At 66.3% G+C, this 20,431-nt stretch carries 22 protein-coding genes; 15 read left to right on the top strand and 7 right to left on the bottom strand.

The features are described from left to right. Positions 1-10: 10 nt before the first annotated feature. Together rpmA and rplU are read right to left on the bottom strand one after the other, a co-directional pair. Positions 11-274 (bottom strand): 50S ribosomal protein L27, encoded by a 264-nt coding sequence (gene rpmA / locus EL388_RS10050; protein WP_126463113.1) that lies wholly within the window; start codon positions 272-274, stop codon positions 11-13. 14 nt (positions 275-288) lie between these two features. Then, entirely contained in the window at positions 289-600 is a 312-nt protein-coding gene (gene rplU, locus EL388_RS10045) for a 50S ribosomal protein L21 (protein ID WP_126463111.1), read from the bottom strand. Between the two features lie 150 nt (positions 601-750). Between rplU and EL388_RS10040 the strand changes: the two genes are divergently transcribed. Next, positions 751-1,158, top strand: a complete 408-nt coding sequence (locus EL388_RS10040; RefSeq protein ID WP_126463109.1) for an RDD family protein — start codon at positions 751-753, stop codon at positions 1,156-1,158. Here the strand turns inward: EL388_RS10040 and lptG are convergent, their stop codons facing one another. Beyond that, a complete protein-coding gene (gene lptG, locus EL388_RS10035) occupies positions 1,159-2,232 on the bottom strand; it encodes an LPS export ABC transporter permease LptG (protein WP_126463107.1) in 1,074 nt (357 codons plus the stop codon). Next, positions 2,229-3,311, bottom strand: coding sequence for an LPS export ABC transporter permease LptF (gene lptF / locus EL388_RS10030; RefSeq protein WP_126463105.1), 1,083 nt, complete (start codon positions 3,309-3,311; stop codon positions 2,229-2,231). Before lptF ends, lptG begins: the two co-directional genes overlap by 4 nt. 100 nt (positions 3,312-3,411) lie before the next feature. Here lptF and EL388_RS10025 point away from each other — a divergent pair, with 100 nt between their 5' ends. Next, positions 3,412-4,902 carry a leucyl aminopeptidase gene (locus EL388_RS10025; protein WP_126463103.1) on the top strand — a complete coding sequence of 497 codons (1,491 nt, stop codon included), beginning with the start codon at positions 3,412-3,414 and terminating at the stop codon, positions 4,900-4,902. A 15-nt stretch (positions 4,903-4,917) separates the two neighbouring features. On the opposite strand, the gene nadB is transcribed toward EL388_RS10025, so the two are convergent. Then, a complete protein-coding gene (gene nadB, locus EL388_RS10020; RefSeq protein WP_126463100.1) occupies positions 4,918-6,489 on the bottom strand; it encodes an L-aspartate oxidase in 1,572 nt (523 codons plus the stop codon). A 151-nt stretch (positions 6,490-6,640) separates the two neighbouring features. Between nadB and rpoE the strand changes: the two genes are divergently transcribed. The 13 genes from rpoE (at position 6,641) to pdxJ (ending at position 16,943) form a co-directional block, all read left to right on the top strand. Continuing rightward, positions 6,641-7,243 carry an RNA polymerase sigma factor RpoE gene (rpoE, locus tag EL388_RS10015; RefSeq protein ID WP_126463098.1) on the top strand — a complete coding sequence of 201 codons (603 nt, stop codon included), beginning with the start codon at positions 6,641-6,643 and terminating at the stop codon, positions 7,241-7,243. A 2-nt stretch (positions 7,244-7,245) separates the two neighbouring features. After that, on the top strand, positions 7,246-7,767 hold the full coding sequence (locus tag EL388_RS10010) for a sigma-E factor negative regulatory protein (protein ID WP_126463096.1): 522 nt from the start codon (positions 7,246-7,248) through the stop codon (positions 7,765-7,767). Next, positions 7,764-8,690: a MucB/RseB C-terminal domain-containing protein gene (locus EL388_RS10005; RefSeq protein ID WP_126463094.1), complete on the top strand. Its 927-nt coding sequence runs from the start codon at positions 7,764-7,766 to the stop codon at positions 8,688-8,690. Before EL388_RS10010 ends, EL388_RS10005 begins: the two co-directional genes overlap by 4 nt. Beyond that, positions 8,687-9,130, top strand: a complete 444-nt coding sequence (locus EL388_RS10000) for a SoxR reducing system RseC family protein (RefSeq protein WP_126463093.1) — start codon at positions 8,687-8,689, stop codon at positions 9,128-9,130. Before EL388_RS10005 ends, EL388_RS10000 begins: the two co-directional genes overlap by 4 nt. 3 nt (positions 9,131-9,133) lie before the next feature. Then, entirely contained in the window at positions 9,134-10,492 is a 1,359-nt protein-coding gene (locus tag EL388_RS09995) for a DegQ family serine endoprotease (RefSeq protein WP_126463092.1), read from the top strand. Then, the gene (locus EL388_RS09990) at positions 10,489-10,713 is read left to right on the top strand and encodes a glutaredoxin family protein (RefSeq protein ID WP_126463090.1); all 225 of its coding nucleotides are present in this window, start codon (positions 10,489-10,491) and stop codon (positions 10,711-10,713) included. The genes EL388_RS09995 and EL388_RS09990 overlap by 4 nt, the downstream gene beginning before the upstream one ends. Before the next feature lie 59 nt (positions 10,714-10,772). After that, entirely contained in the window at positions 10,773-12,569 is a 1,797-nt protein-coding gene (gene lepA, locus EL388_RS09985; RefSeq protein WP_126463088.1) for a translation elongation factor 4, read from the top strand. After that, the gene (gene lepB, locus EL388_RS09980; RefSeq protein WP_126463086.1) at positions 12,570-13,376 is read left to right on the top strand and encodes a signal peptidase I; all 807 of its coding nucleotides are present in this window, start codon (positions 12,570-12,572) and stop codon (positions 13,374-13,376) included. Positions 13,377-13,384: 8 nt separating this feature from the next. Beyond that, entirely contained in the window at positions 13,385-13,753 is a 369-nt protein-coding gene (locus EL388_RS09975; protein ID WP_126463084.1) for a DUF4845 domain-containing protein, read from the top strand. Then, a complete protein-coding gene (gene rnc / locus EL388_RS09970; RefSeq protein ID WP_126463081.1) occupies positions 13,750-14,427 on the top strand; it encodes a ribonuclease III in 678 nt (225 codons plus the stop codon). Before EL388_RS09975 ends, rnc begins: the two co-directional genes overlap by 4 nt. A gap of 5 nt (positions 14,428-14,432) precedes the next feature. Further along, entirely contained in the window at positions 14,433-15,332 is a 900-nt protein-coding gene (gene era, locus EL388_RS09965) for a GTPase Era (protein ID WP_126463078.1), read from the top strand. 178 nt (positions 15,333-15,510) lie between these two features. Then, on the top strand, positions 15,511-16,218 hold the full coding sequence (gene recO / locus EL388_RS09960; protein WP_126463075.1) for a DNA repair protein RecO: 708 nt from the start codon (positions 15,511-15,513) through the stop codon (positions 16,216-16,218). Next, a complete protein-coding gene (gene pdxJ, locus EL388_RS09955) occupies positions 16,215-16,943 on the top strand; it encodes a pyridoxine 5'-phosphate synthase (protein ID WP_126463072.1) in 729 nt (242 codons plus the stop codon). Before recO ends, pdxJ begins: the two co-directional genes overlap by 4 nt. Positions 16,944-17,058: 115 nt before the next feature. Here the strand turns inward: pdxJ and EL388_RS09950 are convergent, their stop codons facing one another. Together EL388_RS09950 and EL388_RS09945 are read right to left on the bottom strand one after the other, a co-directional pair. Next, the gene (locus EL388_RS09950) at positions 17,059-18,363 is read right to left on the bottom strand and encodes an EAL and HDOD domain-containing protein (RefSeq protein WP_126463069.1); all 1,305 of its coding nucleotides are present in this window, start codon (positions 18,361-18,363) and stop codon (positions 17,059-17,061) included. A gap of 45 nt (positions 18,364-18,408) precedes the next feature. Further along, on the bottom strand, positions 18,409-20,370 hold the full coding sequence (locus EL388_RS09945; protein WP_126463067.1) for a monovalent cation:proton antiporter family protein: 1,962 nt from the start codon (positions 20,368-20,370) through the stop codon (positions 18,409-18,411). Between the last annotated feature and the right edge of the window lie 61 nt (positions 20,371-20,431).

The following is a 20,431-nucleotide window of genomic DNA, read 5'->3' as shown; positions in this document are numbered from 1 at the left end:
GGGTCTGGCTTCAGGCCTGAACCGGGATGACGTTTACGGTCCGACGCTTCTGCGGGCCCTTGGTGGTGTATTCCACCACGCCGTCCACCAGGGCGAACAGGGTGAAATCCTTGCCCAGACCGACATTGGTGCCGGGGTGGAACTGGGTGCCGCGCTGACGCACCAGGATGTTGCCCGCGGGCACGAACTGGCCGCCGTAGCGCTTGACGCCCAGCATCTTCGGGTTAGAGTCGCGGCCGTTACGGGAGCTGCCGCCTGCCTTTTTGTGTGCCATGGTTTAACTCCTGATTAAGCGGAAATGCCTTCGATGCGCAGTTCCGTGTAGTTCTGGCGATGCCCCTGGGTCTTGCGATAGTGCTTGCGCCGACGCATCTTGAAGATCATCACCTTGTCGCCACGGCCGTGGGAGACCACGGTGGCCTTGACGCTGGCGCCGGCCACGAAGGGCGCGCCGATCTTGACGTTGTCGCCGTCGGCGACCATCAGGACGTCCTTGATCTCGACCGCGCCGCCGACTTCGACGGGCAGGCTCTCAACTTTCAGTTTGCCGCCGGCAGAGACTTTGTACTGCTTGCCGCCGGTTTTGATAACCGCATACATGGTGGGCTCCAACGCTCGGGTTGTTGCAGGAAACGGCGGATTATAGTCATGCCGGCCGGACAATGCAATTCCCTTTGCCCGCCCCCTTTGTCAGGTCTGGGGGCAGCCGGTATAGTCGCCGGCCCCAGCCCAGAGCCAGCCCAGTCCGCCATGGAAACCGCCACCCTGAACCGCCGCCTGCTCGGCATGCTCTACGAGACCCTGATCCTGCTGGCGCTCTGGATCGTGGCCGGCTTTCCCTTCGTCGGCCTGACCCATGGCCTGGACCCAGCCTGGGTGACGCCCCTGTTCCGGCTTTATCTATTGCTGGTCACCGGCCTCTATTTCACCTGGTTCTGGTGCCATGGCGGACAGACCCTGCCGATGAAGACCTGGCGCATCCGGCTGGTCAGTGCCGACGGCGGGCCGGTGACGCGCCGGCAGGCCTGGCTGCGCTATGGCGCTGCCCTGCTCGGCATCCCCTTCCTTGGCGTCGGTTTGTGGTGGGCCTGGTTCGATGCCGACCGCCAGTTCCTGCACGACCGCCTGGCCGGAACCCGCCTGGTCAAGCTCGACTGATCAGCGCCGTTCGACCAGCCACAGGCTGGCGGCAGCCAGGCTGGAGAAGACCAGGATCGGCAGGCCGGCGCTGAGGCTGGGCGGCCAGTCGTTGAGCAGGCCCAGGTGGGCGGCCAGCCGGTTGACCAGATAGAAGGCCAGGCCGATCAGGACACCGATCATGACTCGGCCGCTCACGCCAGTGGCCCGGGGCTGCAGATAGACGAAAGGCAGCGCGAGCAGCAGCATGACCGGCGCGGCCAGGGGGTAGACCAGCTTGGCCCAGAGCGCGATCTCGTAGCGCGTGGTCTTCTGCCGGTTTTCCTTCAGGTGCCCGATGTAGCTGTAGAGGGCATGCAGGGCCATGCGGTCAGGGGTCACCATCAGCACCGACAGCAGTTCCGGTGTGATGCTCGACTGCCAGCGCAGGCTGGGCACCAGTTCGGTCCGGGCGCCGGACTCGTCCAGCCGGGTGGTCTGCACATTTTTCAGCTGCCAATGCCCGTCCTCCATCCAGATGCCGCTTTCCGCGGCCTGGATCGCCTTGAGTTGGAAGCGCTCGTCGAACTGGTAGATCCGGATGTTGACCAGGGTACTGTCCGGCAGCATCTCCTGGGCATTGATGAAGTTCTGGCCGTCCTTGGCCCACAGGCCGCTCTTGAATTCCTGGGCCACCACCCGGCTGGTGGTGCGCAGCTTGATCTGCTGGGCGGCCTGCTCGGCCACCGGGGTGACCAGCTCGCCGACGATCAGGATGGCCAGGGCGAGCGAGCCGCCCAGGCCCAGCATCAGCTTGATCAATTGCCAGGGCGGCAGGCCCGAGGCCCGCATCACATTGAACTCGGAATTGACCGCCAGCCGGGCCAGGGCGAACAGGGCGCCGATGATGGCGGCGATCGGCATCAGCTCGTGGATGCGGCCGGGCTGGTGCAGGGCGATGTAGAGCAGGGCCTTGGCCATGGTGTAGTTGCCCTGGCCGACGTCGCCCATTTCCTCCAGCAGGTCGAAAAAGCCGAACAGCAGGAGCAGCACGGCCAGGGTGAGGCCGATCGAGGCCAGGATCTGGCCGGCCAGGTAACGGCTCAGGATGCTCATCGGCCCAGCCTCCAGCCGCCCGGCCCGCGTAGGCGCAGCCAGAACAGCAGGGCGAGCAGCCCGGCCATCGAGCCATGCAGCAGCAGCATGCTGCCGCCGACGCTCAAGCTTTGATGGATCACCCAGCCCTCGCTCAGGCCGATCAGGTTGTTGTAGATCGCATAGACCAGGATGGCGAACAGGATGCTGAGCGAGCGGCCGGCCCGGGGGTTGATGAAACTGAGCGGGATGGCGAACAGCGCCAGGATCAGAGCGCTGAGCGGATAGCCGGCGCGCCAGCCCCATTCGGCCTGATTCTCCGGCGTCGGCTCCCTGAGCAGTTCCAGGGTGCTGCGCTCCTTCGCCTTGCCGACGCGAGGCTTGGCGACATTGGGTTCGAGCCGGATGAAATAGCGCTCGAATTCCATCATCCGGTAGTCGACGCCACCCGGCTTGCCTTCATAGCGCCGGCCTTTTTCCAGCACCAGGAAGGGGTCGCCGTTGTCCATGGTCATGCGGTTGCCCTGCTGGGCGACGATGATGCCGGTGCGGCCCTGCTGTTCGGCGCGGACGAAGATATTGCGCACCTGCTTGTCTAGGCCATCGGTGGCCTCGACGAAATAGACCTTCTTGCCGCCGGCCGCCTCGACGAACAGTCCGGGCGAGAGGTTGGAAGCATCGTCCCGGCTGCTGAGCTGCGTCTCGTAGCTGACCCGTTTTTGCGCCGCCCAAGGCAGCAGCACCATGCTCAAGAGGGCGATGGTCAGGCTGACCGGCAGGGCGAACAGCAGTACCGGGCGAATCCAGTCCAGGTGGTTAAGGCCGGAGCTGAGCCAGATCACCATTTCGCTGTCGCGCCAGTAGCGGTTGAGGGTGAGAAAGACCGCCATGAACAGCGAGAGCGACAGCAGCACCGGCGTCATCTGGAACAGGCTGAAGCCGATGAAGGGCAGGATCGCCTGCGGCGAAAGATCGCCGATGGCGGCCCGGCCGAAGATGCGCGCGACCAGGGTGACCACCACGATGGCGGCCAGCCCCGCCAGGGCGTAGCCGGCCGTGACCGTCATTTCACGGATCAGGGCTCGTTGGTGGATGCGCATTTTTGACTTCGTTGGCCTGATTGAAAATAATGGGAAAGTTTGGCGAGCAACTCGCGATTTCGCCGATTTTTCTTAAGGTTTTCTGCGCGTGGAGAGTGGCATGGAATTTAGCATAAAAAGCGGCAGCCCCGAAAAACAGCGGGTCGCCAGCGTGGTGGTGGGCGTCTTCGATTCGCGTAAGTTGAGTGAGGCCGCCAAGGCGATCGACGAGGCCGCCGCTGGTTATTTGTCGGAGATCATCCGGCGCGGCGACATGGAAGGCAAACTGGGCACCACCCTGCTGCTGCACCACGTGCCCAACACCCTGTGTGACCGCGTCTTGCTGGTCGGCCTGGGCAAGGAGCGCGAGTTCCGCGAGAAGCAGTACCGCGAGGCCATGCGCGCCGCGGTCAAGGTGCTGAACGACACCGGTTCGATGGAGGCCGCGGTTTATCTGTCCGAGATCCCGGTCAAGCGCCGCGACGTGGTGTGGAACATCGAGCAGGCCGTGGTCGCCGCGCGCGAGGCCCTATACCGCTTCGACCAGCTCAAGAGCAAGCAGGAAGAGGTGCGCCGTCCCCTGCGCCGCCTGATCCTGGCCGTCTCGCGCCGGGGCGAGCTGAACGAGGGCGAGGCCGGCCTGGCGCGCGGCCTGGCCATCGCCAACGCCATGCAGCTGGCCAAGGACCTGGGTAACCTGCCGGGCAATATCTGCACCCCGAGCTATCTGGCCGAGCAGGCGTTGCGGCTGGCCAAGAGCCACGGCCTGGCGGTGGAAGTGCTGGAACTGGCCGACATGGAGAAGCTGGGCATGGGCTCGTTCATGTCCGTGGCCAAAGGCAGCCGGCAGCCGCCCAAGTTCATCGTCATCCAGCACAAGGGCGGCAACAGGAAGCACAAGCCCATCGTCCTGGTCGGCAAGGGCATCACCTTCGACGCCGGCGGCATTTCGCTCAAGCCGGCGGCCGAGATGGACGAGATGAAGTACGACATGAGCGGGGCCGCCTCGGTCATGGCCACCATGCAGGCGGCGGCCGAGCTCAAGCTGCCGCTCAACGTCGTCGCCCTGATCCCGACCTGCGAGAATCTGCCCGACGGCGCCGCCAACAAGCCGGGCGACATCGTCACCTCGATGTCCGGCCAGACCATCGAGATCCTCAACACCGATGCCGAGGGCCGCCTGATCCTGTGCGATGCCCTGACCTATGCCGAACGCTTCGAGCCCGAGGCCGTGGTCGACGTCGCCACTCTGACCGGCGCCTGCGTCATCGCCCTGGGCAATGTCGCCACCGGCCTGCTCGCCAACAACGATGCCCTGGCCCGCGAGCTGGTGCATGCCGGCGAAGCGGCCTACGACCGGGTCTGGCAGCTGCCTTTGTGGGACGACTATCAGGAACAGTTGAAGAGCAATTTCGCCGACATGGCCAACATCGGCGGCCGGCCGGCCGGCACCATCACCGCCGCCGCCTTCCTCTCGCGCTTCGCCAAGAAATACCCTTGGGCCCACCTCGACATCGCCGGCACTGCCTGGCGCTCGGGCAAGGACAAGGGCAGCACCGGCCGGCCGGTGCCGCTGCTGGTGCACTTCCTGTTGGGGCGCGCTGAAGCCTAAGTTCGCTACCTGCCGCTAACGCGGCGGGGGTTCCAGCACCGTCGGGGCCGCCTGTGGCAGCAGGTCGGGGTAGTCGCGCGAGCAGTGCAGGCCCCGGCTCTCGTGTCGCCTGGTTGCGCTGCGCACGATCAGGTCGGCGGTCTGTACCAGGTTTCTGAGCTCGATCAGGTCGTTGCTGACCCGGAAGTTCGAGTAGTACTCGTCGATCTCTTCCCGCAACAGTTGAATCCGGTGCGCCGCCCGCTCCAGGCGGCGGTTGGTCCGCACGATGCCGACATAGTCCCACATGAAGCGGCGCAGCTCGTGCCAATTGTGGGCGATGACGATCTCCTCGTCGGCATCGGTTACCCGGCTCTCGTCCCAAACCGGCAGGGCGCGTTCCGGCGCCGGTTGGCTCTGGGCGATGTCCGCCGCGGCCGCCCGGCCGTAGACCACGCATTCCAGCAGGGAATTGCTCGCCAGCCGGTTGGCGCCGTGCAGGCCGGTGCAGGCGGTTTCGCCGATGGCATAGAGATTGACCAGGTCGGTGCGGCCCTGGTGGTCGACCACAATGCCGCCGCAGGTGTAATGGGCGGCCGGGGCTACCGGAATCCACTCGCGGGTGATGTCGATGCCCAATTCCTTGCAGCGCTCATAGATGGTCGGGAAGTGGCTGATGATGAACTTGGCCGGCTGGTGGGTGATGTCGAGATAGACGCAATCGAGGCCGCGCTTCTTCATTTCCGAGTCGATCGCCCGGGCCACGATGTCGCGCGGGGCCAGCTCCGCCCGCTCGTCGTATTCCGGCATGAACCGGCTGCCGTCGGGCAGACGCAGCACGGCACCCTCGCCGCGCATGGCCTCGGTGATCAGGAACGACTTGGCGTGCGGGTGATACAGGCAGGTCGGGTGGAACTGGATGAACTCCAGGTTGGCCACCCGACAGCCGGCGCGCCAGCCCATGGCGATGCCGTCGCCGGTGGCGGTATCCGGGTTCGAGGTGTAGAGGAAGACCTTGCCGGCGCCGCCGGTGGCCAGCACGGTGTGCCCGGCGGACAGGGTCTCGACATGCCCGCTGTCCATGTTCAAGGCATAGACGCCGTATACCCGATTGTCCTCGAGGCCGAGCTTGTGGCCGGTGATCAGGTCGATGGCGATGCGCTGGTCGAGCAGGCTGATGTTGGGCGCCGCCTTCAGTCTGGCCCTAAGCGTGGTTTGCACCACCCGGCCGGTGGCGTCGGCGGCGTGGAAGATGCGGCGGTGGCTGTGGCCGCCCTCGCGGCCGAGGTGGTAGCCGCTGTTTTCCCGGTCGAAGGGCACGCCGGCCTCGATCAACCAATCGATGGCGGCCGGGCCGTTCTCCACCACGTAGCGCACCGTCGCCTCGTCGCACAGCCCGGCGCCCGAGATCAGGGTGTCCTGGACATGGGCATCGAGGCTGTCGTCCGCGCCGTTGACCGCGGCGATGCCGCCCTGCGCCCAGTAGCTGGCGCTTTCCTCATAGGGCTTTTTGGCCAGCAGGGCGATGCGCAGGCGGCTGGGCAGGCTGAGGGCGAGGCTGGCGGCGGCCAGACCGGCGCCGATGATCAGGACGTCGTAACGCTGCATGCTTCCTACTGAAATAGGTTCTGAATACGGTTGGTCGGGAACTTGCGGCAGGTCAGCCGGGTCTTTGCAGCCGATGCTCCTTTCTGCCCGGTTATACTAGCCCGATGTGCAATTGGGAAGCCAGTCAGGGAAGGGGAGGCCCGGCCAGCCGATGAGTGAACGGGAAATCGACCGGCAATTGGTCGAACGGGTGAAGCAGGGCGACAAGCGTGCCTTCGAGCTGCTGGTCGAGAAGTACTGGCGCAAGCTCACCCGCCTGCTGTCGCGCATGGTGCGCGACCCGGACGAAGTCGAGGACATCGCCCAGGAGACCTTCATCAAGGCCTACCGGGCGCTGCCGCAGTTCCGTGGCGATGCCGCCTTCTACACCTGGCTGTATCGGATCGGCGTCAACACGGCGAAGAATTATCTGGCGGCCAAGGGCAAGGCGATGCCCACGGTCAGCGAGCGCGCCTACTCGGATGACGAGGAGGACGTGGAAGAGCGCTTGGTGGCGCAGGACATCAACACGCCGGAATCGGAGTTGCTGTCCAAGCAGGTGGCCCTGGCCGTGAACGAGGCGGTCGAGGCCCTGCCGGAAGAATTGCGCACGGCGATCACCCTGCGCGAGATGGAAGGCCTGAGCTATGAAGAGATCGCCAATTTGATGGGCTGCCCCATCGGCACCGTCCGCTCCCGCATCTTCCGGGCGCGCGAGGCGATCGCCGCCAAGCTGCGACCGATCCTGGGCACAGGACAAGACAAGAGGTGGTAACCATGCAAGAACCCATGAAGACCAAACAGACCGATGCCGAGGATTGGCTTTCGGCCCTGATCGACGGCGAGCTCGGCGACGAGGCGAGCCCGGAGCGGATTGGTCGCCTGGCCAAGGACGACGCCATGAAGGCGCGCTGGTCGGAATACTGCCTGATCGGCGATGCCCTGCGCGGCCTGCCGGCATCAAGCCGGCCGCCGGCCCGGCTCTATGCCGCCCTGGCCGAGGAGCCGACCGTGCTGGCGCCGGTCGCCAGGCCCATGCGCCGGCAGCCCGGCCTCTGGCTGGCCGCCGCGGCGACCGTGGCGGCGGTGACCTGGATGGTGTTCAAGGCCGCGCCGAACGAGCAGGCGCCGGTGCCGATGGCGGCGCAGTCGGTGCCCCAGCCGGCGGCGCAGCAAGTGGCCGGGGTCGATGTCGCCGATTATCTGGCCGCCCATCAGGATTACGCCCAGGCCTTGACCAGCACGACCGACATGCATTTCAGCCGGGCGACCCTCACGGTGTCGGAGGCGGCACGATGAGGCAAGGATGGATCGGCCTGGTCTGCCTGGTGGCGGGACAGGTCTGGGCGGCGCCCGATCCCGCCGACTGGCTGCAAAACGTGGCGGAGGCGCCGCGTCGCCTGAGTTATGAAGGCGTGTTCGTCTTCCAGCATGGCGATACCATGCAGACCGTGCAGATCGTCAACCGGCCGGCCGGCAGCGGCAAGGAAAGCCGGCTCACCCTGCTCGACGGCGTGCCGCGTGAGGTGCTATGCAGCAAGGCCGAGTCGATCAGCCTGTCGACCAGCGATGGCCAGACCAAGCTGGAGCGCCGCCTCAACAGCCGGCATTTCCCCGACCTGCTGCCGGCCCAGGCCGAGCGGCTGCTCGCCTGGTATGAACTGAAGCCGGGCAAGATGGCCCGGGTGGCCGGCCTCGACTGCCGGCAGCTGGAACTGGTGCCCAAGGACCGCTATCGCTGGGGCTATGTGCTCTGCGCGGAAAAGGGCACTGATCTCCCGCTCAAGGCGGTGATGGTCAACGAGCGCGGCCAGCCGCTGATGCAGTATGCCTTTACCGAGGTGCAGATCGGCCGCGCGCGCGAACCGGCCATGCCCAAGCTGTCGGCGAAAGCCATGGCCGAGGCCCCCGCCCAGGCCAGCGGCGACACCCTGCGGCTCAAGCAGTTGCCGCCCGGCTTCGTCCGGGTCGCCGCGGTCAAGCGCAAGCTGCCACAGCATGCCGAGGCGACCGAGCATTGGGTGTTCAGCGATGGTCTCACCCATATCTCCCTGTTCATCGAGCCCATGGCCAGGATGCCCCAGTCACCGGTCAAGGGCGAGAGCCGGCGCGGCATGCTCAACATGATGGTGCGTCAGGTCGGCCAGCATCAGGTCACCGTATTGGGCGAGGCGCCGTGGCCTGCGATCGAAGCGGTGGCCATGGCGGTGGAAGACCGATGAGCGAAACCCTGGCGCGCGTGGTGCGCATCGAAGGCGACACCGCCTGGGTCGAGGTTCAGGCGCCGAGTTCCTGCGGCGCCTGCGGCGGCCGCGGCTGCGGCTCGACCACGGTGTTCGGCCAGCTGTTTCATGGCCGTGAGACGGCCTATCCGGTGAACAACGCCATTGCCGCAGCGGTGGGTGACACCGTCGTGGTCGCGGTCGAGGACGGCATGTTGCTGCGCTCGGCCCTGCGTGCCTATGGCCTGCCGCTGCTGTTGCTGCTGAGCGGCGCTGTCATCGGCATGGCCGTAGGCGGTGAACTGTGGGCGATGGCCGGCGCCGTCGCCGGTTTGATCCTGGCCGCCTGGCAGATGCGTCGGGCCGGGGCCAGCCGGCCCAGCATCGTCCGTCAGGGCGACGCCGAGCATTTTTCCTGTTCATCCAGTCAAGCGAGGTAAGACATGCAGAAGTGGTTCTGGCTCTCCGTGTGTTTGCTGAATTTGGCCTGGCCTGCGCGGGCGGCCGATCTTCCCGATTTCACCGGCATCGTCGACAAGCAGGGCGCGGCGGTGGTCAACATCACCACCACCCAGGAGGCCCGTCGCGGCGGCCGCCAGGGCATGCCCGGCCAGGATGAGATGTTCGAGTTCTTCCGCCGTTTCATGCCGCCCGAGGGCCGCGGCTTCATGCCGCCGCGCCAGGGTCAGGGCTCGGGCTTCATCCTCAGCGCCGATGGCTACATCATGACCAACGCCCACGTGGTCGACGGGGCCGACGAGGTGGTGGTCAAGCTCAACGACAAGCGCGAGTTCCGGGCCAAGGTGATCGGCGCCGACAAGCGCACCGATGTCGCCCTGATCAAGATCGAGGCGCAGAACCTGCCCAAGGTGACCATCGGCGACCCGGACCAGCTCAAGGTCGGCGAGTGGGTGCTGGCCATCGGCGCGCCCTTCGGCTTCGAGAACTCGGCCACCGCCGGCATCGTCTCGGCCAAGGGCCGTTCGCTGCCCCAGGAGAACTACGTGCCCTTCATCCAGACCGACGTCGCGGTGAACCCCGGCAATTCCGGCGGTCCGCTGTTCAACCTCAAGGGCGAGGTGGTCGGCATCAATTCCCAGATCATCTCCCGTTCCGGCGGCTACATGGGCCTGTCTTTCGCCATCCCGATCGATGTCGCCATGGATGTCGCCGAGCAGCTCAAGGGCAAGGGCAAGATCAGCCGCGGCCGCCTGGGTGTGCTGATCCAGGAGGTGACCGCCGACCTGGCCGAATCCTATGGCCTGGACAAGCCGCGCGGCGCCTTGATCGCCGACGTCGAGTCGGACAGTCCGGCCGAGAAGGCGGGCCTGCAGCCGGGTGACATCGTGTTGAATTTCAACGGCAAGCCGGTCGCCACCTCGATCGACCTGCCGCGCCTGGTCGGCGCGACCAAGCCGGGCACCAAGGCCGGCATGCAGGTCTGGCGCAAGGGCCAAACCCGCGACATCCAGATCACCGTGGCCGAGCTGGCCGACGACAAGGCGGTGGCCGATGCCGGCGCCAAGCAGGCCAACCGCGCCGGCCTGGTGGTGAGCCAACTGAGCGCCGAACAGAAGCGGCAGCTCGGCATCAAGGCCGGCGTCCTGGTCGAGGATGCCAGCGGCGCCGCCGCCCGAGCCGGCATCCAGCCGGGCGACATCATCCTGGCGGTCAGTTCCCGCGCGGTGAACAGCGCCCACGAGCTGGCGCAGCTGCTCAACCAGGCGGGGCGCAAGATCGTCGCCCTGCAGGTCAAGCGGGGCGAGGGGGTGCTGATCGTTCCCCTGCGCCTGGAGCCTTGAGGCTTACCCTCTACGGCCGCGCCGGCTGCCATCTGTGCGAGGACATGGCGGCCGGCCTCGACGCCTTGGGCGTCGACTACGAGGTGGTCGACATCGACCGCGACCCCGGGCTCAAGACCCGCTACGACTGGGAGGTGCCGGTGCTGGTGGGGCCGGCCGGCGAGGTCTGCCGGCATTTTTTCGACCCGGCGGCCGTGCGCGCTTACCTCAAAATCGGCTAAAATTCGCCGACTTTTCAATTCCTTAACGGAACACGGGCGCAGGCTGCGCCCGTTTGTTTATGCAAAACAATATCCGTAACTTTTCCATCATCGCCCATATCGACCACGGCAAATCGACCCTGGCCGACCGCCTGATCGAGTACTGCGGCGGCCTGCAGTCGCGCGAGATGGAGGCCCAGGTGCTCGACTCCATGGACCTGGAGCGCGAGCGCGGCATCACCATCAAGGCCCAGACCGCGGCCCTGCGCTACAAGGCGCGCGACGGCCGGGAATACCGGCTGAATCTGATCGACACCCCGGGCCACGTCGATTTCTCCTACGAGGTCAGCCGCTCGCTCTCCGCCTGCGAGGGCGCGCTCCTGGTGGTCGATGCCTCGCAGGGGGTCGAGGCGCAGACCGTGGCCAACTGCTATACCGCGATCGAGCTCGGGGTCGAGGTGGTGCCGGTGCTGAACAAGATCGACCTGCCCGCGGCCGACCCCGAGCGGGTGATCCGCGAGATCGAGGACATCGTCGGCATCCCGGCCGAGGACGCGGTGCGCTGCTCGGCCAAGACCGGGGTCGGCATCGAGGACGTGCTGGAGGCGGTGATCGCCCGGGTGCCGCCGCCCAGGGGCGAACCGAATGCGCCGCTCAAGGCCCTGGTCATCGACTCCTGGTTCGACAACTACGTCGGCGTGGTCATGCTGGTGCGCGTGGTCGATGGTGAGCTCAAGGTCCGGCAGAAGATCCGGCTGATGGCAACCGGGGCCGAATACCTGGCCGAGCAGATCGGTGTGTTCACTCCGAAGTCGCAGCCGCGTGAGCTGCTGACCACCGGCGAGGTCGGCTTCATCATCGCCGGCATCAAGGAACTCAAGCACGCCAAGGTGGGCGATACCGTCACCCTGGCGGCGCAGCCGGCGGCCGAGGCCCTGCCCGGCTTCAAGGAGATCAAGCCGCAGGTCTTCGCCGGCCTGTATCCGGTCGAGTCGCACGATTACGACTCGCTGCGCGACGCCCTGACCAAATTGCAGTTGAACGACGCCAGCCTGTTCTTCGAGCCGGAGACCTCGCAGGCCCTGGGCTTCGGCTTCCGCTGCGGCTTTTTGGGCCTATTGCACATGGAGATCGTGCAGGAGCGGCTGGAGCGGGAATACGGCCAGAACCTGATCACCACCGCGCCCTCGGTCGAATACGAGGTGATCATGCGCGACGGCAGCCTGGTCAAGGTGGAAAACCCGGCCCGGCTGCCCGACCCGTCCAAGATCGAGGAGATCCGCGAGCCGATCATCACCGCCACCATCCTGGTGCCGGAGGATTACCTGGGCAACGTGATGACCCTGTGCAACCAGAAGCGCGGCGCCCAGGTCGACATGAAGTACATGGGCCGCCAGGTCATGCTCAAATACGATCTGCCCTTGAACGAGGTGGTGCTCGACTTCTTCGACAAGCTGAAATCCACCTCGCGCGGCTATGCCTCGCTCGATTACGAGTTCAAGGAGTTCCGCGCCGATGACCTGGTCAAGCTCGATGTCCTGGTCAACGGCGAGAAGGTCGATGCCCTGTCGCTCATCGTGCACCGCTCGACCTCGCAGTATCGCGGGCGTGAGCTGGTGGCCAAGATGCGCGAGCTGATCCCGCGCCAGATGTTCGACGTCGCGGTGCAGGCGGCCATCGGCTCGCACATCATCGCGCGCGAGACGGTGAAGGCCCTGCGCAAGAACGTGCTGGCCAAGTGCTACGGCGGCGACATCACCCGCAAGAAAAAGCTGCTGGAAAAGCAGAAGGAAGGCAAGAAGCGGATGAAGCAGGTGGGCAACGTCGAGATTCCGCAGGAGGCCTTCCTCGCCATCCTGCAGGTGGGGGAGAAATAAATGAACTTCGCGCTGATCCTGTTCGTCGCCCTGTTGATCTCGGGCGGCATCTGGCTGTTCGATGCCCTGGTCACCGGCAAGGGCCGGGCCAAGGACGCCAAGCTGCCGCTGCTGGTCGATTACGCCAGGAGCTTCTTTCCGGTCATCCTGGTGGTGTTCCTCTTACGCTCGTTCCTGGTCGAGCCGTTCAAGATCCCCTCCGGCTCCATGCTGCCCACCCTGGAGATCGGCGACTTCATCCTGGTCAACAAGTACGACTACGGCATCCGCCTGCCCATCATCAACCAGAAGCTGATCGAGGTCGGCCAGCCCCAGCGCGGCGACGTCATGGTCTTCCGCTATCCCAAGGACCCCTCGCTCGACTATATCAAGCGCGTCATCGGCCTGCCCGGCGATGTGGTGGAATACCGCGAGAAGCAGCTGATCATCAATGGCAGGCCGGTGCCGCTCGCGCGGGTCGGCGAATACCAGTACGTCGGCAGCGGCCTCAACTACATCAACGGTCAGACCTATCAGGAGGTCCTGGGTGAACACCGGCACACCGTCATGATTCAGCCCGAGGCGCCGCCCGTGGTGGTGCATCAGGTCGAGGGCGATTTTCCTTACCGCGACAACTGCACCTACAATGAGTCGGGCTTCAAGTGTCGTGTGCCCGAGGGCCACTATTTCATGATGGGCGACAACCGCGATGCCAGCAACGACAGCCGCTACTGGGGTTTCGTGCCGGACCGCAACATCGTCGGCCGCGCCTTCATGATCTGGTGGAACTTCGGCGAGTTCGGCCGCATCGGCCACTTCATCGAATAGGAGGAGACATGTCCAAGCAAAAGGGGTTCAGCCTGATCAGCATGCTGCTGCTCGTCATCGTGGTCATCTTCGGCGGCATCATGGCCATGCGTGTGGTGCCGGCCTACATCGAATACTTCACGCTGAAGAAGATGGTCGAGGAGACCATGGCCCAACCCAGCCTGGACAACGTCAGCGACGCCGAGATCATGGAAAAATTCGGCAAGCAGCTGTCGATCAACAACATCACCCGGGTCACCCCGCGCGACCTCCTGATCGAGCGCGGCCCGCAGGGGGTGACCGCGAAGCTGGCCTATTCCGTGCGCCAGCCGCTGATGGGCAAGGTCAATCTGTGCATTGACTTCGAGACCCAGGCCGGCGGCAAAGCGGGGCAATGACCGCGGATCTCGCCAGTCTGGAGGCGCGCATCGGCCATCGTTTCGGCCAGCGCGAGCTGTTGGAGCAGGCGCTGACCCACCGCAGTTACGCGGCCAGGAACAATGAGCGCCTGGAGTTTCTCGGCGACAGCGTGCTCAACTGCGTAGTCGGGCTCATGCTCTATCGGCGCTTCCAGCAGTTGCAGGAAGGCCAGCTCTCGCGCCTGCGCGCCAATCTGGTGAATCAGCAAAGCCTGTGCGAGGTGGCGCGCCGCATCGGCCTGGGTGCTTACCTCAAGCTGGGCGAGGGCGAACTCAGGAGCGGTGGGGCCGACCGGCCGTCGATCCTGGCCGATGCCCTGGAATCGCTGTTCGGCGCGGCCTTCCTCGATGCCGGGTTTCCCGCGGCCGAGGGCGTGATCGAACGCCTGATGGGGCCGGCCGTGGTGGCGATCGACCCGCACACCCAGGGCAAGGACGCCAAGACGCTGCTGCAGGAATGGCTGCAGGCGCGGCGCAAGGGCCTGCCCGATTACCAGCTGGTGGCGGTGACCGGCCAGGCCCATGCCCAGGTGTTCACCGTCGAGTGCCGCATCGAGGCATTGGGCCTGCGCTGCCAGGGCACCGGCAACAGCCGCAAGGCGGCCGAGCAGGCCGCCGCCGGCGCGGCCTATGCCCAGTTGGCCGGGCACTGAACGCCATGCGCACCGGCCTGATCGCCGTCGTCGGCCGACCCAACGTCGGCAAGTCCACCCTGGTCAACCTGCTGGTCGGGGCCAAGATCAGCATCACCTCGAGCAAGCCGCAGACCACGCGCGACCGCATCCTCGGCGTGCGCACCCTGGCCGACGCCCAGTTCGTCTTCGCCGACACCCCGGGCTTCCAGACCCGCCACCGCAGCGCGCTCAACGCGGCGATGAACCGCACCGTGACCGAGACCCTGGCCGACATGGACGCGGTGGTCTGGGTGGTCGAGGCCATGAAATACGGCGAGGCCGACGAGCAGGTGTTGCGCCTCTTGCCCAAGGAAAGGCCGGTGATCCTGGCCGTGAACAAGATCGACCAGGTCGAGGACAAGGCGGCCTTGCTGCCCTTCCTCGAGGCCATGGCCAAGCGCTTCGACTTCGCCGCCATCGTGCCGGTGTCGGCGCTCAAACCCGAGGATGGCGACTATCTGCTCGAAGTGCTCAAACCCCTGCTGCCCGAGGCGGCGCCCATGTTCGAGGAAGACGCCATCACCGACCGCAGCGAGCGCTTCCTGGCCGCCGAGATCCTGCGCGAGAAGGTGTTCCGCCTGACCGGCGACGAGATCCCTTATGCCGTGGCGGTGACCATCGAGAAGTTCGAGGAAGAGCCGCCGCTCAAGGCCGGGGCCGGGCGCGGCCTGATCCGCATCGCCGCCACCATCTGGATCGAGCGCGAGGGCCACAAGCCCATCCTGCTCGGCAGGAAGGGCGAGAAGCTGAAACGCATCGCCACCGAGGCGCGGCAGGACATGGAGCGCCTGTTCGGCGCCAAGGTCTTCCTCGACTGCTGGGTCAAGGTCAAGGGCGGCTGGACCGACAACATCGGCCTGCTCAAGCGCTTCGGCTATGGCTAGCGCTATCTGGCTAGATAAATGATCGGTGTTTTTCCCTCATCCCGACCCTTCCCCTTAGGGGGGAAGGGCTTTAACACCCCTCTCCCTCCGGGAGAGGGGATGGGGGTGAGGGACGGCATATGTTCTCCCGTCATGCGGCGCCCTTGCCCGGTATCCGTCGATTCATGCCATCTCGATCATGCCTGAACGCATCGACGGCGAGATCGGCCTGGTCCTCCACAGCCAGCCCTACAAGGAGACCAGCCTGCTGATCGAGGCCTTTACCCGCCGCCACGGCCGCATCAGCCTGATGGCGCGCGGCGCGCGCCGGCCGCATTCGGCGCTCAAGGCCAAGCTGCTGCCCTTCCAGCCGCTCGCCTTCGGCTGGTTCGGCAAGGGCCCGCTGCACACCCTGCACGCGGTCGAGTGGCAGGGCGACGGCCGCAGCCTGGCGGGCGCCGCCCTGATGTGCGGCTTCTATCTCAACGAGCTGCTCATGCGCCTGTTGCCGCCGGGCGACCCGCACGAGGCCCTGTACGACCAGTATCTGGCGACCCTGCGGGAACTGGCCGACGGCCTGGAGGCCGAGCCGGTGCTGCGTCGGTTCGAACTCGCCCTGCTCACCGAACTGGGCTACGCCCAGACCCTCACCCACCTCGCCGGCAGCGGCCAGCAGGTCGAGCCGGACGAACGCTACGGCTACGCCCTCGACCTCGGCGTCACCGCGCCGGCTGCCGGCGGCCCGGCCTATGCCGGCAAGACCCTGCTCGACATGGCCGCCGGCGACTACTCGGACCCGCGCACCCTGGCCGAGAGTAAACTACTCATGCGCCAGCTTTTGGCCCATTACCTGGGCGACAAGCCGCTGGCGACCCGACAACTCCTCATCGATTTGCAAAAGATATGATCAAGCTCGGCGTCAACATCGACCACATCGCCACCCTGCGCCAGGCGCGCGGCACGCCCTATCCCAGCCCGGTGCAGGCGGCGCTGATGGCGGAGACAGCGGGGGCCGACTCGATCACCCTGCACTTGCGCGAGGATCGCCGGCACATCCAGGACGCCGACGTGCGCATCCTGCGCCAATGCCTGCAGACCCGGATGAACCTGGAGATGGCGGTGACCGAGGAGATGATCGCCATCGCCCTCGACGTGAAACCGCAGGATGTCTGTCTGGTGCCGGAGCGGCGGCAGGAGCTGACCACCGAGGGGGGCCTGGACGTGGCCGGCCAATTGGAGCGCATCAAGGATGCCTGCGCCCGCCTGGGCGCCGCCGGCATCCGGGTGTCGCTGTTCATCGATGCCGACACCGAGCAGCTGGAGGCGGCCAGGGCCGCCGGCGCCCCGGTGGTGGAGATCCACACCGGCCGCTTCGCCGATGCCCGCACCGAGGTGGAGGCCGCGAGCGAGCTGGCCCGCATCAGGAGCGCGGTGGCATACGGCCTCAAGCTGGGCCTGCAGGTGAACGCCGGCCACGGCCTGCACTATCACAACGTGCATGAGATCGCCGGCATCCCGGGCGTGGCGGAGCTCAACATCGGCCACGCCATCGTCGCCCAGGCCCTGTTCGTCGGCTGGGAGCAGGCGGTGGCTGAGATGAAGCGGCTGATGGTGGAGGCGGCAGCCGGCTGAGGCGACTCAAGCCGGTCATTTCCGCGGAAGCGGGAATCCAGGGGTTCGCGAAACGTGGTTTATGGATTCCCGCCTTCGCGGGAATGACGGCGCCTCTTGGAGGGGCGGCAGCCGACTAGGGCTGCTCCCGGTCCAGCTCGTCCAGCTTGTCGTTGAATTCCAGCGCCCAGTTCAGGGCGGCCAGGTGCTTGGCGTTGACCTGGTCGCTGGACAGGCCGCATTCCTTGGCCAGTTCCTCGACTGCACCTTCGTACCCCTTCTCGCAGGCGATGGCCAGACTCAGGTAGGTGCCGAACTTGCCGCTGCGGTGGAGCAGGGCGTCGAGCACCGGCTCGGGCAGGGCCAGCTTTTGCAGCACGTCTTCGAGCGGCATCTGGAACAGGGCGTCGACCAGGGAGAGCAGGCCGACCAGGAAGGCCTGCTCGCCTTCGGCCCGGCTGCATTTGCCCTGGACCAGGAGCTCGACCAGGCGGGCGCGGGCGAAGGCGGTCTCGCGCAGGGCGACATCCAGCTCGCCGCCTTGGCTGCTGCAGAACAGCATCAGGGTCAGCCACTGGTGCAGGCCTTGGCGGCCGAGCAGGACCATGGCCTGTTCCAGCGAATCGTATTTCTTGTTCAGGCCGAAGGCAGCCGAGTTGGCATAGCGCAGCAGGCGGTAATAGAGGCTGACGTCCTGGCTGGCGATGCGGGCCAGGACCTTGAAGTCGACGTCTTCCTGTTTCAAACAACCGATCAGTTCGAGGATGACGCTGCGGCTGCCGTCGACCCGGGGCTGGGCCCAGTCCTTCTGGCCGGTCAGGTAGGTGCCTTGGAAGCCGTGGAAGCCCAGCTTGCGGCAGGCGTCGAGCATTTCCAGCGAGTCGATGTTGCGCGCGATCAGTTGGGCGTTGGGGTAGGCGGCAGCGCAGCGTTTCTGCTGTTCGAGCAGCCAGACCGGATCGCCGCCCTTGACGTCGAGCGTGAGGTAGCGGGCGCTGGGCAGCAGGGCGGCCAGGGGGCCGACCGCCAAAGTCGCATCGACTGCGAAGGCGTAGCCCTGTGCCCGCAGCTGTTGCGCCTGCATCAGGATGGTCTCGGCCTGTTCGGGCGAGACCGGCTGGCCGGGGGCGGAAAGCCGTAACACGGCGCCGGTCGCGGGCAGCCGGGCCACTTGCGGCAGGTCGAGCGACGCCGGATGCAGGGGGACGAAGGTCAGGCGGCGGCCGCTGAACAGGGTTTCACCTTCCTGGATGAGCTTGTCGAGCAGGCCGGCGTCCATCGCCTGCCGGGCCTGGAACTCATAGCCGATGACGGCCAGTTTGCGGTTCAGGATGGGGCTGCGGCCGAGGAAGCTCGCCGTCCCCGCCGTCTCACCGGGCTGCTGCGTCGCCTTGCGCTTGTCGGGGGAGTTGCCGAACAGACCTGCCAGCCATCGCAACATTGCTATCCCTTCGTCTGGTGGTGTGAATGGAACTGTCGGGAAAGTTTAAACCGCGCCCAGGCGCATTTCGGCGGCGGCAAGCCCATCCGGCGCCCCGCGCAGGATGATGATGTCGCCTGCCTGCAAAACCGTGTCGGCATTGGGCTCCGAGCCGCGGATACCGTGTCGGCGCACGGCGACCACCTGCACCCCGATGTCGTCCAGCTCGAGGTCGCCCAGGCGCATGTCCACGCACTTGAGGTTGGGGGTGATGTGCAGCGGCAGCAGACGTTCCTGCTCGTTCTGGTTCTGCTCCGCCTCGTCCAGGCCGGAGAAGAAGCCGCGCAGCGAGCTGTAGCGCTGTTCGCGCATCTGGCGGATGCGCTTGAGCACGGTGGCCAGCGGCACGCCGGCCATAAGCAGGGTTTGCGAGCCCAGCATCAGGGCGCCTTCCAACACCTCGGGCACCACCTCCGTGGCACCGGCCTCCTTCAGTCGGTCGAGGTCGTTCTCGTCGATGGTGCGCACGATCACCGGCATGCCGGGCTTCAGGTGCTGGACGGCGGCCAGTACCTTGAGCGCGGCGCCGGTGTCGGCGAAGGTGATGGCCACGGCGCGGGCGCGGCGGATGCCGGCAGCCATCAGCACCTCGGTCCGGGTCGAGTCGCCGAACACCACGTTGTCGCCGGCGGCGACCGCGGCCTTGATGCGGCCAGGATCGTCGTCGAGGGCCATGAACGGCACGCCCTCGGCCTCCAGCATCCGGGCCAGGCCCTGGCCGTTGCGGCCGTAGCCGCAGAGGATGACGTGATCGGATACGCCGAAGCTTTTCACCGCGATGGCGTGGACGTCCTGTGCCCGGTGCAGCCATTCGCTGCCGGCCAGGCGCTGGACGATGCGCTGGCTGTATTGCACCAGGAAGGGGGCGGCGATCATCGACAGCATCAGGGCGGCGAGCACGGTCTGCTCCATGCCGGGGCCGATCAGGCCGTGGCTGGCGGTGAGGCCGAGCAGCACCAGGCCGAACTCGCCACCCTGGGCCAGGCCCAGGCCGGTGCGCACGGCGATGTGCGCCGGCTCGCGCAGCGCCCAGGCCAGAAGCGCGACCAGGGCGAACTTGAGCCCGACCAGGGCGGTGGTGACCAGCAGCAGCACGCCCCAGTGCTGGGCGACCATGTTGAGGTCGAGCAGCATGCCGACCGAGATGAAGAACAGGCCCATGAGCACGTCGCGGAAGGGGCGGATGTCGCTTTCCACCTGATAGCGGTATTCGGTCTCCGAGATCAGCACGCCGGCGACGAAGGCGCCCAGGGCCAGGGACAGCCCGGCCACCTCGGTGGCATAGGCCAGGCCCAGGGTGATCAGCAGCACGTTGAGCATGAACAGCTCGCTCGACTTGCGCTTGGCGATGAGATGGAACCAGGGCCGCAGCAGCTTCTGGCCCAGCGTCAGGATCAGGCCGAGGCCGATGACCGCCTTGAGCCCGGCCTGGGCCAGTTCGCCGAACATGTCGCCGCCGGAGGCGAGGGAGGGGATGAAGATCAAGAGCGGCACCACCGCCAGGTCCTGGAACAGCAGGGCGCCCAGAATCAGCTTGCCGTGCGGCTGGTCCAGCTCGTTCTGGTCGGCCAGAAGCTTGCTGACGATGGCGGTGGAGGACATGGCCAGCACCCCGCCCAGGGCGACCCCGGCGGCCCAGCCCAGGCCGAGGGCAAGGCCGGCCGCCAGGCCGGCCAGCATGGACAGGATCACCTGCAGGCCGCCGAAGCCGAAGACCTGGCGGCGCATGACCCTGAGCTTGGCCAGGGAGAATTCGAGGCCGATGGAGAACATCAGGAAGACCACGCCGAATTCGGCCAGATGTCGGCCTTCTTCGGAGCTTGGCGCCAGGGCGAGGGCGGACGGCCCGACGATGACGCCGATGGCGATATAGCCTAGCAGGGCGGGCAGGTTGAGCGCGCGAAACAGGGTGGTCGCCAGCACGGCGGCGGCGAGGAGGAAGACGATCAGGCCCAGAGTGGTATGCATGGCTTTATTGTTGAGGGTCGCTGTGGAGGGGCATCCCGCTTGTCGCTATACTGACGAGCCA

It is taken from the genome of Sulfuritortus calidifontis (assembly GCF_003967275.1).
In the GTDB taxonomy this organism is placed as follows: domain Bacteria; phylum Pseudomonadota; class Gammaproteobacteria; order Burkholderiales; family Thiobacillaceae; genus Sulfuritortus; species Sulfuritortus calidifontis.
This window is presented reverse-complemented; position numbering and strand designations above follow the sequence as displayed.

Excerpts from the sequence above, each read along its gene's own strand:
- rpmA (WP_126463113.1), bottom strand. The coding sequence starts at position 274 with ATGGCACACAAAAAGGCAGGCGGCAGCTCCCGTAACGGCCGCGACTCT.
- rplU (WP_126463111.1), bottom strand. The coding sequence starts at position 600 with ATGTATGCGGTTATCAAAACCGGCGGCAAGCAGTACAAAGTCTCTGCC.
- EL388_RS10040 (WP_126463109.1), top strand. The coding sequence starts at position 751 with ATGGAAACCGCCACCCTGAACCGCCGCCTGCTCGGCATGCTCTACGAG.
- lptG (WP_126463107.1), bottom strand. The coding sequence starts at position 2,232 with ATGAGCATCCTGAGCCGTTACCTGGCCGGCCAGATCCTGGCCTCGATC.
- lptF (WP_126463105.1), bottom strand. The coding sequence starts at position 3,311 with ATGCGCATCCACCAACGAGCCCTGATCCGTGAAATGACGGTCACGGCC.
- EL388_RS10025 (WP_126463103.1), top strand. The coding sequence starts at position 3,412 with ATGGAATTTAGCATAAAAAGCGGCAGCCCCGAAAAACAGCGGGTCGCC.
- nadB (WP_126463100.1), bottom strand. The coding sequence starts at position 6,489 with ATGCAGCGTTACGACGTCCTGATCATCGGCGCCGGTCTGGCCGCCGCC.
- rpoE (WP_126463098.1), top strand. The coding sequence starts at position 6,641 with ATGAGTGAACGGGAAATCGACCGGCAATTGGTCGAACGGGTGAAGCAG.
- EL388_RS10010 (WP_126463096.1), top strand. The coding sequence starts at position 7,246 with ATGCAAGAACCCATGAAGACCAAACAGACCGATGCCGAGGATTGGCTT.
- EL388_RS10005 (WP_126463094.1), top strand. The coding sequence starts at position 7,764 with ATGAGGCAAGGATGGATCGGCCTGGTCTGCCTGGTGGCGGGACAGGTC.
- EL388_RS10000 (WP_126463093.1), top strand. The coding sequence starts at position 8,687 with ATGAGCGAAACCCTGGCGCGCGTGGTGCGCATCGAAGGCGACACCGCC.
- EL388_RS09995 (WP_126463092.1), top strand. The coding sequence starts at position 9,134 with ATGCAGAAGTGGTTCTGGCTCTCCGTGTGTTTGCTGAATTTGGCCTGG.
- lepA (WP_126463088.1), top strand. The coding sequence starts at position 10,773 with ATGCAAAACAATATCCGTAACTTTTCCATCATCGCCCATATCGACCAC.
- lepB (WP_126463086.1), top strand. The coding sequence starts at position 12,570 with ATGAACTTCGCGCTGATCCTGTTCGTCGCCCTGTTGATCTCGGGCGGC.
- EL388_RS09975 (WP_126463084.1), top strand. The coding sequence starts at position 13,385 with ATGTCCAAGCAAAAGGGGTTCAGCCTGATCAGCATGCTGCTGCTCGTC.
- rnc (WP_126463081.1), top strand. The coding sequence starts at position 13,750 with ATGACCGCGGATCTCGCCAGTCTGGAGGCGCGCATCGGCCATCGTTTC.
- era (WP_126463078.1), top strand. The coding sequence starts at position 14,433 with ATGCGCACCGGCCTGATCGCCGTCGTCGGCCGACCCAACGTCGGCAAG.
- recO (WP_126463075.1), top strand. The coding sequence starts at position 15,511 with ATGCCTGAACGCATCGACGGCGAGATCGGCCTGGTCCTCCACAGCCAG.
- pdxJ (WP_126463072.1), top strand. The coding sequence starts at position 16,215 with ATGATCAAGCTCGGCGTCAACATCGACCACATCGCCACCCTGCGCCAG.
- EL388_RS09950 (WP_126463069.1), bottom strand. The coding sequence starts at position 18,363 with ATGTTGCGATGGCTGGCAGGTCTGTTCGGCAACTCCCCCGACAAGCGC.
- EL388_RS09945 (WP_126463067.1), bottom strand. The coding sequence starts at position 20,370 with ATGCATACCACTCTGGGCCTGATCGTCTTCCTCCTCGCCGCCGCCGTG.